We start from the raw sequence: 13,461 nt of genomic DNA, 5'->3' as shown, positions 1-13,461 counted from the left end.
GGGCTCACATCAGCACGATGTCGTACTGCTCCTGGGAGTAGTGGGCCTCGACCTGGAAGCGGATCGGCTTGCCGATGAACTCCTCCAGGTCGGCGACGGCCGCCGACTCCTCATCGAGCAGCCGGTCCACCACCGCCTGGGCCGCCAGCACCATGTAGGTCTCGGCGCTGTAGGCGCGCTCCTCGCGCAGGATCTCGCGGAAGATCTCGTAGCAGACGGTCTCGGGGGTCTTTAGGGTGCCGCGCCCGGCACAGGTGGGGCAGGCCTCGCAGAGGGTCTGCTCCAGGCTCTCCCGGGTGCGCTTGCGGGTCAGCTGCACCAGGCCGAGCTCGGTGACGCCGGTACACTTGGTCTTGGCGTGGTCGCGCTCCAGCGACTTCTCGAGCATGCGCAGCACCTGGCGCTGGTGCTCCGGGTCCTCCATGTCGATGAAGTCGATGATGATGATGCCGCCCAGGTTGCGCAGGCGCAGCTGGCGGGCGATGGCGGTGGCGGCCTCGAGGTTGGTCTTGAAGATGGTCTCCTCGAGGTTGCGATGCCCCACGTAGCCGCCAGTGTTGACGTCGATGGTGGTCATCGCCTCGGTGGGGTCGATGACCAGGTAGCCGCCCGACTTGAGCTGCACCTTGCGCCCCAGGGCCTTCTGGATCTCGTCCTCGACGCTGTAGAGGTCGAAGATCGGCCGCTCGCCGGCGTAGTGCTCGATGCGCTCCAGGGCATCGGGCATGAACTCCTCGGCGAACTCGATCAGCTTGACATAGTTCTCCCGGGAGTCGATGCGCACCTTCTCGATCTCGTCGCGCATCACGTCGCGCAGGATGCGCATGAACAGCGGCAGGTCGTCGTAGATCACGCTGGGGGCGGAGGCGGTGACCTTGCGCTCGCTGACCTTGCGCCACAGGCGCAGCAGGAAGTGCATGTCCCCGGCGAGCTCGTCGAGCCCCACGCCCTCGGCGGCGGTGCGCACGATGAAGCCGCCGGTCACCTCCAGGCTCTGCTGGGCCTGGGCCTCCTCGATCAGGCCGCGCAGCCGCTCGCGCTCGCCGTCGTCCTCGATGCGCTGGGAGACCCCGTGGTGGGGCGCGTCCGGCATGTAGACCAGGTAGCGCGACGGCACCGAGAGGTGGGTGGTCAGCCGCGCGCCCTTGGAACCGATGGGGTCCTTGGTGACCTGCACCACCAGCGCCTGCCCCTCGTGGAGCAGGTGGCCGATGGAGAGCTGCTCGTCGGCCGCGGTGCCGGGGGGCATCACCTCGTGGGCGTGGATGAAGGCCGCGCGATCCAGGCCGATGTCGACGAACGCCGCCTGCATGCCGGGCAGCACGCGCACCACCCGGCCCTTGTAGATGTTGCCGACGATGCCGCGCCGACGGCTGCGCTCGATGAAGGCCTCCTGCAGCACGCCGTTCTCTACCACGGCGACGCGGGTCTCCATCGGCGTCAGGTTGATGAGTACTTCACCGCTCATGCGGAATTCCTTGTCCAGAAGAGTCTGTCGCCATTATGACATAGGCCCGCTCGGCAGCGCCCCGTTCCACAACGGAACGCCCTGGCGGCGCAGCAGCGCGGCGGTCTCGTACAGCGGCAGGCCCACCACCGCCGAGTGGCTGCCGGCGATGCGCTCGACGAACACCGCCGCCAGCCCCTGGATGGCGTAGCCGCCGGCCTTGTCGATGGGCTCGCCGGTGGCCCAGTAGGCGGCGATCTCGTGGTCGGCGAGCTCGCGCATCTCGACCCGGGTCGCCACGCAGGCGTCGAGCATGCCGGCAGGCCCGGTGACCGCCACCGCGGTCAGCACCTCATGGGCGCGCCCGGAGAGCGCACGCAGCAGGGTCGCGGCGTGCCCGGGCCCTTCCGGCTTGCCGAGGATCTCGCCGTCGCAGACCACCGCGGTATCGGAGCCCAGCACGGGCAGCGCACTGAGCCGCGCGCCGGCCAGGGCCTTCTCGCGGGCCAGGCGCAGCACGTAGGCCTCGGCCTGCTCGCCGGGTCGCGGCGTCTCGTCGATGTCCACCGGCCGGACCTCCACGGCCACACCGATGGTGGCCAGCAGGTCGCGGCGGCGCGGCGAGGCCGACGCCAGGCAGAGCACCGGGGAACGGGGGGCGTCAGTCATGGCAGGCCTCCGGGTCACTCCCTCGCCAGCCGCCGACCCAGCGCCTCGAACAGGGTGGCCAGCCAGGGCCAGAGCAGGGCGCCGATCAGCGAGGGCAGCAGGAAGGAGAGATGGATGGAGAAGGGCCCGAGCAGGGTGCGCAGCCACTGCTCGGCCAGCTGGACGGTGCCCAGCAGCACCAGGATCAGCACCGCCTGCTGGACCAGCGAGTAGGCGCGGAAGCGCGGATAGACCAGCGCGCAGAGGAAGGCCAGCAGCGACAGGGTCAGGGCATTCTGGCCCAGGGTCGCCCCCTCGATCAGGTCGAGCAGGATGCCGAGCACGAAGCCGTGGAAGACCCCGACCCGCAGCGGCGCCTTCATGCACCAGTAGATCAGCATCAGGCCGAGCCAGTCGGGCCGCCAGATCTGCCAGCCGTCGGCCAGCGGCATCACCTGCAGGCAGAGCGCCAGCAGCAGCGACAGCCAGATCCACGGCAGGGCCAGGTTGGCGGCGGACGGGGGGGCCATCAGGGGGTCTCCTCGTCGGGGGTGAGGCCGATCAGCGCCCGCGCCGCCTCCACGGCCTCGGGGGTGAGCTCGTGCACCCAGGCCGACTCGTCCACGTCGGGGACGGGGGGCGGGAAGAGCAGCAGGAAGTGGCGGGAACGCTGCAGCTGGGCCACCGGCGTGGCCATGACCCGGGCGAAGGGCTGCCCGGGGTCATGGACCACCTCGGCGACCCGGGCCACCGGATAGCCGGCGGGGAAGCGCCCGGCCAGGCCCGAGGTGACCAGCAGGTCGCCCTCGCGGATGTCGGCGGTGTCGGGCACGTGCAGCACGCTGAGGGCATCGTAGCGGCCGCCGCCCTGGACGATGAAGCGCAGGCCGTTGCGGTTGACCTGCACCGGCAGCGCATGGCTGGCATCGGCCAGCAGCAGCACCCGGCTCGAGTAGGCCGACACCGCCGTGACCTGCCCCACCAGCCCCGAGGCATCCATCACCGGCTGGCCCACGTAGGCGCCGTTGCGTCGCCCGCGGTCGATCACCATCTGGTGGGCGAAGGGGTCCGGGTCCAGGGAGAGCAGCTCGGCGGTGATGAAGGGCACGTCGTTCTGGTCGCCGGCCTCCAGCAGCTCGCGCAACCTCACGTTCTCGGCGGTAAGACTGGCCATGCGCTGCACGCGGTGGGAGAGGGTCAGGATCTGCTCACGCAGGCGCCGGTTCTCCTCCAGCAGGGCGCGCTGGTCGGAGAGCGCCAGGGAGCCCCAGTTGAGCACGTCGCTGGGAATGCTCACCGCCCACTGGATGGGCGCCACCACCGTGGAGAGCTGGGCGCGGATCTCCTCCATGCGCGTGAAGCGCGAGTCGACGAACATCAGCGCCGCGGAGGCGAGCACGCACAGCAGCAGGCGATAGCCGGGCAGCGGACCATGCGAGAACAGCGGCTTGATAGGCGTTCTCCCCTAAAGTCAGCCCCGGGTCAGTCGCTGGAAAGCAGCTCGAAGGTATGCTGGTCGATCATCTCCAGGGCCTTGCCGCCGCCGCGGGCCACGCAGGTCAGCGGGTCCTCGGCGACGATCACCGGCAGGCCGGTCTCCTCGGCGATCAGCTTGTCCAGGTCGCGCAGCAGCGCGCCACCGCCGGTCAGCACCAGGCCGCGCTCGGCGATGTCGGAGGCGAGCTCCGGGGGCGACTGCTCCAGGGCATTCTTCACCGCGGAGACGATGGAGGCCAGGGTCTCCTGGAGGGCATCGAGGATCTCGTGGGAGTTGAGCGTGAAGCTCCGCGGGATGCCCTCGGCCAGGTTGCGACCGCGCACGTCGATCTCGCGCAGCTCGCCGCCGGGATAGGCGCAGCCGATCTCCTCCTTGATGCGCTCGGCGGTGGCCTCGCCGATCAGGCTGCCGTAGTGGCGGCGCACGTAGCCGATGATCGCCTCGTCGAAGCGGTCGCCGCCGACGCGGATCGACTCGGAGTAGACGATGCCGTTGAGGGAGATGATGGCGATCTCGCTGGTGCCGCCGCCGATGTCCACCACCATGGAGCCCTGGGCCTCCTCCACCGGCAGGCCGGCACCGATGGCGGCCGCCATGGGCTCCTCGATCAGGAACACCTCGCGGGCGCCGGCGCCCTCGGCGGACTCCTTGATGGCACGCCGCTCCACCTGGGTCGACATGCAGGGCACGCAGACCAGCACCCGCGGGCTCGGGGTGAGGAAGGTGCTCTGGTGGACCTTGCGGATGAAGTGCTGGAGCATCTGCTCGGTGACGGTGAAGTCGGCGATGACGCCATCCTTCATCGGCCGGATGGCAGTGATGTTGCCGGGGGTCCGGCCCAGCATGCGCTTGGCATCGGAACCCACGGCGGCCACGCTGCGCATGTTGCCGGACTGGCGGATGGCCACGACCGACGGCTCGTCGAGCACGATGCCGCGACCGCGCACGTAAATCAGCGTATTGGCCGTGCCCAGATCGATCGACAGATCGCTGGAGAACAGCCCCCTCAAGCGTTTGAACATGGAAGTCGTTACCTAGTGCAGTCCGGGAACCCTGTGCGGATGCAAACGGTATCACCGCGGCCCCCCAGCAGCAAGCGGAAGACCCGCCGGGAACCGCGCACCACGGGCCTGCCCGCGAGGCGCCGGATGTGGTACCTTCTGCGTTTTGTTTCCCCTTCCGAGGACATCCGACCATGGCGCTTGAACACGCTGACGTTCTCAGGGCCGCCCACCTGGCCCGTCTCGGCCTGAGCGACGCTGATGCCGCCCACTATCTCGAGGACCTCGGCCGCATCCTGGAGATGGTCGACCAGCTGCAGACCCTGGATACCGAGGGCGTCGCGCCGCTGGCCCACCCCCTCGACGCCACCCAGCGCCTGCGCGCCGACGAGGTCACCGAGACCGACCGGCGCGACCACTTCCAGCGCTGCGCCCCGGCGGTGGAGCAGGGCCTCTACCTGGTGCCCCGCGTGGTGGAGTGACCGCCCGCATGCCCTCCCCCCTCTGCATCGCAACGGCAAGCCTTACGGAGCCACCGGCCCATGCATGACAAGACACTGAGCGAACTCGCCGCCGCCCTCACCGCGGGCGAGTTCACCAGCCGCGAGCTGGCCGAACACCTGCTCGCACGCATCGAGCGCCTCGACGGCCACCTCAACAGCCTGATCACCGTGACCACCGAGCAGGCCCTCGCCGCGGCCGATGCCGCCGACGCCTGCCGCGCCCGCGGCCAGGCCGGCCCGCTGACCGGCCTGCCCCTGGCGATCAAGGACCTGCTCTGCACCGACGGCGTGCGCACCACCGCCGGCTCCAGGATGCTGGGCAACTTCGTCGCCCCCTACGACGCCACCGTGGTGGAGAAGCTCAAGGCCGCCGGCACGGTGAGCCTCGGCAAGACCAACCTGGACGAGTTCGCCATGGGCTCCTCCAACGAGAACAGCGCCTTCGGCGCGGTGAAGAACCCCTGGGACGCCGCGGCGGTACCCGGCGGCTCCTCCGGCGGCAGCGCCGCCGCCGTGGCCGCGGGCCTGGTGCCGGCGGCGATGGGCACCGACACCGGCGGCTCGATCCGCCAGCCGGCGGCCTTCTGCGGTATCACCGGGCTCAAGCCCACCTATGGCCGGGTGTCGCGCTACGGCATCATCGCCTACGCCTCGAGCCTCGACCAGGCCGGCCCCATGGCCCGCACCGCCGAGGACTGCGCCCTGCTGCTCAATGCCATCGCCGGCCACGACCCCCGCGACTCCACCAGCGTGGCCCGCGGCGTGCCGGACTACACCGAGGAGCTCGACGCGCCGCTCACCGGCCTCAAGATCGGCCTGCCCCGGGAGTACTTCGGCGACGGCCTGGACCCCGAGGTCGAGGCCGCCACCCGCGAGGCGATCCGCGTCTTCGAGGCGCTGGGCGCCAGCGTGCGCGAGGTGAGCCTGCCGCACACCCACTACGCCATCCCGGCCTACTACGTGATCGCGCCGGCAGAGGCCTCGTCGAACCTCTCCCGCTACGACGGCGTGCGCTTCGGCCACCGCTGCGAGGCCCCCACCGACCTCATCGACCTCTACAAGCGCTCCCGCGCCGAGGGCTTCGGCGAGGAGGTCAAGCGGCGCATCCTGATCGGCACCCATACCCTCTCCGAGGGCTTCTTCGACGCCTACTACAAGAAGGCCCAGCAGGTGCGCCGGTTGATCCGCCAGGACTTCCTCGACGCCTTCGAGGAGGTGGACGTGCTGATGGGCCCGGCCTCGCCCACGCCCGCCTTCGACCTGGGGGCGAAGAAGGACCCGGTCTCCATGTACCTGCAGGACATCTACACCATCGCCGTGAACCTGGCCGGCATCCCCGGCATCAGCGTGCCGGCGGGCTTCGTCAAGGGCCGCCCCGTGGGCCTGCAGATACTCGGCACCCACTTCGCCGAGCCGCGCCTGCTCAACGTCGCCCACCAGTTCCAGCAGGCCACCGACTGGCACCGCCGTCGGCCGGCCATCGCCGAGGAGACCCTCTGATGCAATGGGAAACCGTGATCGGGCTGGAGGTGCACGTCCAGCTCGCCACCCGCTCCAAGATCTTCTCCGGCGCCTCCACCGCCTTCGGCGCCGAGCCCAACACCCAGGCCTGCGCGGTTGACCTGGGGATGCCCGGAGTGCTGCCGGTGCTCAACGAGGCCGCCGTGGCCATGGCCGTGCAGTTCGGCCTGGCCATCCACGCCGAGATCCCCGAGGTCTCGGTGTTCGACCGCAAGAACTACTTCTACCCGGACCTGCCCAAGGGCTACCAGACCAGCCAGATGTACCACCCCATCGTCGGCCCCGGCGAGGTGGAGATCACCCTGGACGACGGCGGCACCAAGCGCATCCGGGTGCACCATGCCCACCTGGAGGAGGATGCCGGCAAGTCGCTCCACGAGGACTTCCACGGCATGACCGGCATCGACCTCAACCGCGCCGGGACCCCGCTGCTGGAGATCGTCTCCGAGCCGGACATGCGCTCGGCCAAGGAGGCGGCCGCCTACCTGAAGGCGATCCACTCGATCGTCACCTACCTGGGGATTTCCGACGGCAACATGGCCGAGGGCTCCATGCGCTGCGACGTCAACGTCTCGGTGCGCCCGGCGGGCCAGGCCGAGTTCGGCACCCGGGCCGAGATCAAGAACGTCAACTCCTTCCGCTTCGTCGAGCGCGCCATCGCCTTCGAGGTGGAGCGCCAGATCGAGCTGCTGGAGGATGGCGGCACGGTGGTGCAGGAGACCCGCCTCTATGATCCCGAGCGCGACGAGACCCGCAGCATGCGCACCAAGGAGGAGGCCAACGACTACCGCTACTTCCCCTGCCCCGACCTGCTGCCGGTGGTGCTCGACCAGGCCTACGTGGACCACCTGCGCGACCGCCTGCCGGAGCTGCCCGACGAGAAGCGCGCCCGCTTCCAGGACGCACTGGGCCTCTCCGCCTACGACGCCGGCGTGCTCTCGGCGAGCCGCGAGATGGCCGAGTACTTCGAGGCGGTCAAGGAGGCCTGCGGCGATGCCAAGCAGGCCGCCAACTGGGTGCAAGGCGAGCTTTCCGGCGCCCTGAACCGCGAGGGCCTGCCGATCCAGGACAGCCCGGTCTCGGCCGCCCAGCTCGGCGGGCTGATCGCGCGGGTGATGGACGACACCATCAACGGCAAGGCGGCCAAGCAGGTCTTCCAGGCGCTGTGGAACGGCCAGGGCCAGAGCGCCGACGAGGTGATCGAGGCCAAGGGCCTCAAGCAGGTCACCGACAGCGGCGCCATCGAGGCGATGATCGACCAGGTGATCGCGGACAGCCCTGCCCAGGTGGCCCAGTACCGCGACGCCGAGCCCGACAAGCGCGGCAAGATGATCGGCTACTTCGTCGGCCAGGTGATGAAGGCCTCCCGCGGCACCGCCAATCCCCAGCAGGTCAACGCCCTGCTGAAAGAGAAGCTGGACGCGCTCTGCTGATGGCCGGGCACGCGGGCACCACCCGGGCAGGGGGAGCACGGCATGGCGGATGATGTGGGCGCGCGGCTGCGCGCGCTGCGTACCCTGCGCGGCATCTCCCAGCGGGAGCTGGCCAAGCGCTGCGGGGTGACCCACTCCAGCCTGTCGCTGATCGAGCAGGGCAAGGTCAGCCCCTCGGTCAGCTCGCTGAAGAAGATCCTCGACGCCATTCCCATGAGCGTCGGGGACTTCTTCACCATGGACCTGGAGAACGGCCGCCGGGTGTTCTACTCGGCCGAGGACCTGGCCGACGTGGGCTCGGGGGACGTCATCTACAAGCTGGTGGGGGCCGACCGCCGCGATCGCGCCCTCTCGTTCATGGTGGAGACCTACCCGCCCGGCGCCGACACCGGCCGCGAGATGATCGCCCACCAGGGCGAGGAGGCCGGCGTGGTGCTGGAGGGCGAGATCGAGATCACCATCGGCGCCGAGACCCGCCTGCTCGGTCCCGGCGAGGCCTACTACTTCGAGACCAACGTGCCCCACCGCTTCCGCAACCCGGGCAGCGAGCCCTGCCGCCTGGTGAGCTGCGCGACCCCCGCCCGGGCCTTCTGACCCCGCGCGGCGTCAGCCCTTCTTGAGTTTCTCGATCTCTGCACGCAGCGCCTCCGCCTCCTCGGTGAGCGAGGCGTTGGCGCGCATGTCGCCGTTGCGTGCGGCATGCATCGCCTGCTCCAGTTTCTGCTCGTAGGCCTTCTGCAGCTTCTTGGTCGGGTCCGTCTTGAAGAGTCCGAACATGGGTCTTCTCCTGTCGTGGCAGTGACGCCAGACTATGCCATTTTCTGTACAGATGCTATACAGGGAAAAGTATCTGTACATATAAAAGCCTCCTGACGCCCCCTTGCCTCGCTGCCACGCCTACCGCATCCTGTCACCAGGCCACACCGACAAGAGGCCACACGCAGGTGTCCGAAGGGAAACCATGACGCGCCGGTCCCACCAGGAGGGCGGCCGGCAGCGAGACTTGCTTTACCCTGGGGAGGACATGAGATGACGATGGCAACCCGTACCATGGCGCTTCTGGCCATCGGGCTGATGCCCATGGCGGCACTGGCCCAGGAGGCCGAGGAAGAGGCCGTCAACGACGTGGTCGTGGAGGAGAGCGAGCCCGTCACCTCGCAGGCGCAGGACAGCCTCGATGCGGCCATCGAGAACAACCCCGAAGCCGCGGTATTCGGCCTGGAAACGGCCCGGGAAGCGGTCAGCGACGGAGGCGTGGACGGCACGGCCGTGGGCGACGCGGCAAGCGATGGGCGCAGCAGCGATGCCCGGGACGGCGGCATGGGCGCAGCGGCAGCGGAAGGTATTGGCAATGCGGGTAACGCCGGCGGCAGCGGCGCCGGTAACGCCGGTGGCGGTGCGGGTAATGGCGGGGGTGCCGGGGGTGCCGGTAATGGCGCTGGTGCCGGGGGGAGTGCCGGCGGCGGCCCCGGCTGACACCCGCTCCTCCCGCAACGACAAGGCCGGCGCCCATGGCGCCGGCCTTGTCGCGTCGCGATGGCGTCAGGTCGCCAGCGACATCCAGACGCTCTTGAGCTCGGAGTACTCCTCCAGGGAGTGGTGGGACTTGTCGCGGCCGTTGCCCGACTGCTTGACGCCGCCGAAGGGCATGGTCTGGTCGCCGCCGGCCCAGTTGTTGACGAACACCTGGCCGGAATGGAGGCGCCGGGTCACGCGCATGATGCGGTCGATGTCCTGGCTCCAGAGCCCCGCGGCCAGACCATAGGGGCTGTCGTTGGCCATGGCCACCGCCTCCTCCTCGCGGTCGAAGCCGAACACCGAGAGGACCGGGCCGAAGATCTCCTCCCGGGCGATGGTCATCTCGGGCATCACGCCATCGAATACCGTGGGCGGGATGAACAGCCCCGGACCCTCCAGGGCCTCGCCCCCGACACGCAGCCGGGCGCCCTCCTCCTGGCCCTGGCGGATGAAGTCCAGCACGCGGCGATACTGGGTCTCGTCGACCATGGCGCCCATGAAGCTCGCCGGGTCCAGGGGATCACCGGGCTGCATGGTCTCGGCGGCGGCCACCACCTTGTCGATGAAGGCCTCGCGGATGGTGTTCTCCACCAGCAGCCGCGAGCCGGCGATGCACACCTCGCCCTGGTTGTGGAAGATCGCCTCCGCGGCGTGCTTCGCCACCCGGTCCAGGTCCCGGCAGTCGGCGAACACGAGGTTGGGGGACTTGCCGCCACACTCCAGGTAGAGCCGCTTGAGGTTGGACTCGCCGGCATACTGCATCAGCTGCTTGCCCACCGCGGTGGAGCCGGTGAAGGCCAGGCAGTCCACCCCCATGGAGAGGGCCAGCGCCTTGCCCACCGTGTGGCCGAAGCCCGGCAGCACCTGGAAGACGCCCCGGGGCAGCCCGGCCTCCCTGGCCAGCCCGGCCAGGCGCAGCGCCGAGAGGGGCGACTTCTCCGAGGGCTTGAGGATCACGCTGTTGCCGGCGGCCAGCGCCGGGGCGACCTTCCAGGCGGTCATCATCAGCGGGAAGTTCCAGGGCACGATGGAGGCCACCACGCCGAGCGGCTCGCGCAGCACCAGCGCCAGGGTCTCCTCGCCGGTGGGGGCCACCTCGCCGTAGAGCTTGTCGATGCACTCCGCCTGGTAGCGGAAACAGGCAATCGCCCCGGCCATGTCGCCCAGCGAGCTGCCCACCGGCTTGCCCATGTCCAGGGTATCGAGCAGCGCCAGCTCGTGCTTGTGGGCCTCCATCAGGTCGGCCAGGCGCAGCAGCACCTTCTTGCGGCGGCCCGGCGCCAGGCGCGACCAGGCACCGCCGTCGAAGGCCGCCCGGGCGTGGCCCACGGCGATCTCGGCATCGGCGGCGTCACAGCTGGCGACATGGGCCAGGGTCTCGCCGGTGGCCGGGTTGGTGGTCGCGAAGGTCTCGCCGCTGGCGGCCTCGACGAAGGCGTCGTCGACGAAGGCGCGGGTCTCGAGCCCCTTCTCGTCCGTCAGGGAGGCGGCCAGGGCCTGCCAGTCGGCATGGGTCTTCGGGGGGTGGGAGCGGCTCATGGGAGGCTCTCCTCCTGCTTGGGGGTGGTCGGGGTGGTCGGGGTGGCCAGACGGGCCAGGGTGGCATCCAGTGCCGCGCGGGCCTTCTCCATCAGCTCGTCGATCTCGGCATGGGAGATCACCAATGGCGGCGAGATGATCATGGTATCACCCACCGAGCGCATCACCAGGCCGCCGGCGAAGCAGAGGTCGCGGCACAGGGGTCCGACGCCCCGGGCGCTGTCGAAGCGTTCGCCGCTGGCGGGGTCGACCAGTTCCAGGGCGCCGATCAACCCCAGCGAGCGCGCCTCGCCGACCAGGGGGTGGCCGGCGAGCGCGGCCCAGCGTTCCGCCAGGTAGGGGCCGACGTCGTCGCGCACCCGCTGGACCACCCCCTCGGCCTCCATCAGCTCCAGGTTCCTGAGCGCCACCGCGGCGCAGGCCGGATGGCCGGAGTAGGTGAAGCCGTGGAAGAACTCGCCACCCTCCTCGATCAGGGTCTCGGCGACCCGGTCGCCCACCAGCACTCCGCCGATGGGCAGGTAGCCGGACGAGAGCCCCTTGGCGATGGGCATCAGGTCGGGCTCGAGGCCGTAGTGGACGCTGCCGAACCACTCGCCCAGGCGGCCGAAGCCGCAGATCACCTCGTCCACCACCAGCAGGATGTCGTACTTCGCCAGCACCGCCTTTACCGCCGGCCAGTAGCTCGCCGGCGGGATGATGGCGCCGCCGGCCCCCTGCACCGGCTCGGCGATAAAGGCGGCCACCTGATCCTCTCCCAACTCCTGGATCTTCGCCTCCAGCGCCGCGGCGCACTCGCGGCCGAAGGCCTCCGGATCCTGGCCGGCCGGCCGCCCCTCTCCAAACCGCCCTTCTCCAAACCAGTAGGGCTGGCGCACGTGGGCGATCTTCGGCACGCCGGGGCCGCCCTGGCCATGCATGGGCGCCATGCCGCCGAGGCTCATGCCGGCCACGGTGGAGCCGTGGTAGCCGTTCTCGCGGCCGATCACCCACTGCTTCTCGGGCTTTCCCTTCAGGGCCCAGTAGCGACGCACCATGCGCAGCACGGTGTCGTTGGCTTCGGAGCCGGAGCCGGTGAAGAACACATGGTTGAGGTGCGCCGGCGCCAGGCGGCAGAGCTTCTCGGCGAGCTTCACCGCCGGCGGGTGGGTCGTCTTGAAGAAGTTGTTGTAGTAGGGGAGCCGGTGCAGCTGCTCGGTGGCCGCGGCCACCAGCTCCTCGCGGCCATAGCCGAGGTTGACGCACCACAGGCCGGCCATGCCGTCGAGGATGCGATGGCCCTCGGCGTCATGGATATAGACCCCCTCGGCGCGCTCGATGATGCGGCTGCCCTCCTCGCCCAGCGCCTTGAAGTCGGTGAAGGGATGCAGGTGGTGGGCGCGGTCCAGCCGCTGGTAGTCAGGCGTCTGCATGGCGGTCTCCCTGGCGGGCGGCCGCCCGCGCCGCATGTCGCTCCCGGCAGGCGGCCGCGAAGCCCTCGAACAGCGCCCGGTAGAGGGGGTGCTCGCGGGGCCGCCACTCGGGGTGCCACTGCACCGCCAGGGCGAAGCCGGCCGCGTCGCGTACCGAGATGGCCTCGATGAGCCCATCCGGGGCGTGCGCCTCGGCGACGAGCCCCGGCCCCAGTTCGGCGATGCCCTGCTGGTGCAGCGAGTTCACCCGCGCGGCGGGCTCGGTGTGGAGCGCGGCCAGCCGGCCGGCCGGCACGATGGCCAGGTCGTGGGAGGGGGCGTACTGCGTCTCGCGGGGCCCCTCGGGCTCGCGGTGGTCCATCAGGCCCGGCACCGTCTGCACCGCCTGGTGGAGCGTGCCCCCGAACGCCACGTTGATCTCCTGGAAGCCGCGGCAGATGCCCAGCAGCGGAAGCCCCAGGTCCAGGGCCGCGGGAATCCAGGCCAGCGCGGCGGCGTCGCGGTGAGCGTCGTCGCGGGTGTTCTCCGGCACGCGCTCGGCGCCATAGCGATGCGGCTCGACGTTGGTATAGCTGCCGGTCAGCAGCAGGCCGTCCAGGTGGTCGGGCAGGTCGCCGGCCACGGCGTCCTCCCACACCGGCAGGATCACCGGCGCCAGGCCGAACTCGCGCAGCGCGGCCAGGTACTTGTCGGTCACCATGTGGGCGGGATGTCCCTCCACCTCGCGTCGGCAGGCGATCACGCCCACCAGGGGCCGGGTCGACATGGCGCTCTCCTCTCGTCGATGGACCTGGATGTTATGCTTTGCTCAACATAACCGGTCACGAAGTGGATGCCAAGCCATTGCCTCCCACACCCGATCCGACGACATTGGGCAATAGAGGCCGCCTCTTCCCGGGGCGACAGGCACGGGACGCGCCGCGGCCGAGCGTAAAGAATTT

14 protein-coding genes are annotated in these 13,461 nt (G+C 70.1%); 5 read left to right on the top strand and 9 right to left on the bottom strand.

Annotated features, from left to right (window positions below; genetic code table 11):
* Positions 1–4: 4 nt before the first annotated feature.
* From rng to BDK63_RS04075, 5 genes are read right to left on the bottom strand one after another with little or no spacing between them, the layout of a single operon-like run.
* Positions 5–1,468, bottom strand: coding sequence for a ribonuclease G (gene rng / locus BDK63_RS04095; protein WP_183330058.1), 1,464 nt, complete (start codon positions 1,466–1,468; stop codon positions 5–7).
* Between the two features lie 33 nt (positions 1,469–1,501).
* A complete protein-coding gene (locus BDK63_RS04090; RefSeq protein WP_183330057.1) occupies positions 1,502–2,116 on the bottom strand; it encodes a Maf family protein in 615 nt (204 codons plus the stop codon).
* 14 nt (positions 2,117–2,130) lie between these two features.
* On the bottom strand, positions 2,131–2,625 hold the full coding sequence (gene mreD, locus BDK63_RS04085) for a rod shape-determining protein MreD (protein ID WP_183330056.1): 495 nt from the start codon (positions 2,623–2,625) through the stop codon (positions 2,131–2,133).
* Positions 2,625–3,539, bottom strand: coding sequence for a rod shape-determining protein MreC (gene mreC / locus BDK63_RS04080; protein ID WP_221202513.1), 915 nt, complete (start codon positions 3,537–3,539; stop codon positions 2,625–2,627). The genes mreD and mreC overlap by 1 nt, the downstream gene beginning before the upstream one ends.
* Positions 3,540–3,577: 38 nt before the next feature.
* Entirely contained in the window at positions 3,578–4,615 is a 1,038-nt protein-coding gene (locus BDK63_RS04075; protein ID WP_183330055.1) for a rod shape-determining protein, read from the bottom strand.
* 173 nt (positions 4,616–4,788) lie between these two features.
* Between BDK63_RS04075 and gatC the strand changes: the two genes are divergently transcribed.
* Genes gatC through BDK63_RS04055 form a run of 4 tightly spaced genes read left to right on the top strand, consistent with a single transcriptional unit; the run spans position 4,789 to position 8,645 of the window.
* Positions 4,789–5,076: an Asp-tRNA(Asn)/Glu-tRNA(Gln) amidotransferase subunit GatC gene (gene gatC / locus BDK63_RS04070; RefSeq protein ID WP_183330054.1), complete on the top strand. Its 288-nt coding sequence runs from the start codon at positions 4,789–4,791 to the stop codon at positions 5,074–5,076.
* Positions 5,077–5,136: 60 nt separating this feature from the next.
* The gene (gene gatA, locus BDK63_RS04065) at positions 5,137–6,597 is read left to right on the top strand and encodes an Asp-tRNA(Asn)/Glu-tRNA(Gln) amidotransferase subunit GatA (protein ID WP_183330053.1); all 1,461 of its coding nucleotides are present in this window, start codon (positions 5,137–5,139) and stop codon (positions 6,595–6,597) included.
* Entirely contained in the window at positions 6,597–8,051 is a 1,455-nt protein-coding gene (gene gatB, locus BDK63_RS04060) for an Asp-tRNA(Asn)/Glu-tRNA(Gln) amidotransferase subunit GatB (RefSeq protein ID WP_183330052.1), read from the top strand. Before gatA ends, gatB begins: the two co-directional genes overlap by 1 nt.
* A 42-nt stretch (positions 8,052–8,093) precedes the next feature.
* Positions 8,094–8,645 carry a cupin domain-containing protein gene (locus BDK63_RS04055; protein ID WP_183330051.1) on the top strand — a complete coding sequence of 184 codons (552 nt, stop codon included), beginning with the start codon at positions 8,094–8,096 and terminating at the stop codon, positions 8,643–8,645.
* 12 nt (positions 8,646–8,657) lie between these two features.
* Here BDK63_RS04055 and BDK63_RS04050 read toward each other — a convergent pair whose 3' ends face one another.
* Positions 8,658–8,828, bottom strand: a complete 171-nt coding sequence (locus BDK63_RS04050) for a DUF6435 family protein (RefSeq protein WP_183330050.1) — start codon at positions 8,826–8,828, stop codon at positions 8,658–8,660.
* Between the two features lie 258 nt (positions 8,829–9,086).
* Between BDK63_RS04050 and BDK63_RS04045 the strand changes: the two genes are divergently transcribed.
* Complete coding sequence (locus tag BDK63_RS04045; protein ID WP_183330049.1) at positions 9,087–9,527, top strand: hypothetical protein; 441 nt, start codon at positions 9,087–9,089, stop codon at positions 9,525–9,527.
* Between the two features lie 66 nt (positions 9,528–9,593).
* Here the strand turns inward: BDK63_RS04045 and BDK63_RS04040 are convergent, their stop codons facing one another.
* From BDK63_RS04040 to BDK63_RS04030, 3 genes are read right to left on the bottom strand one after another with little or no spacing between them, the layout of a single operon-like run.
* Positions 9,594–11,108, bottom strand: coding sequence for an aldehyde dehydrogenase (locus tag BDK63_RS04040; RefSeq protein WP_183330048.1), 1,515 nt, complete (start codon positions 11,106–11,108; stop codon positions 9,594–9,596).
* The gene (locus BDK63_RS04035; protein ID WP_183330047.1) at positions 11,105–12,520 is read right to left on the bottom strand and encodes an aspartate aminotransferase family protein; all 1,416 of its coding nucleotides are present in this window, start codon (positions 12,518–12,520) and stop codon (positions 11,105–11,107) included. The genes BDK63_RS04040 and BDK63_RS04035 overlap by 4 nt, the downstream gene beginning before the upstream one ends.
* On the bottom strand, positions 12,507–13,286 hold the full coding sequence (locus BDK63_RS04030; protein ID WP_183330046.1) for a gamma-glutamyl-gamma-aminobutyrate hydrolase family protein: 780 nt from the start codon (positions 13,284–13,286) through the stop codon (positions 12,507–12,509). Before BDK63_RS04030 ends, BDK63_RS04035 begins: the two co-directional genes overlap by 14 nt.
* Between the last annotated feature and the right edge of the window lie 175 nt (positions 13,287–13,461).

This window comes from Halomonas campaniensis (assembly GCF_014193375.1).
Classification (GTDB): Bacteria; Pseudomonadota; Gammaproteobacteria; order Pseudomonadales; family Halomonadaceae; genus Halomonas; species Halomonas campaniensis.
This window is presented reverse-complemented; position numbering and strand designations above follow the sequence as displayed.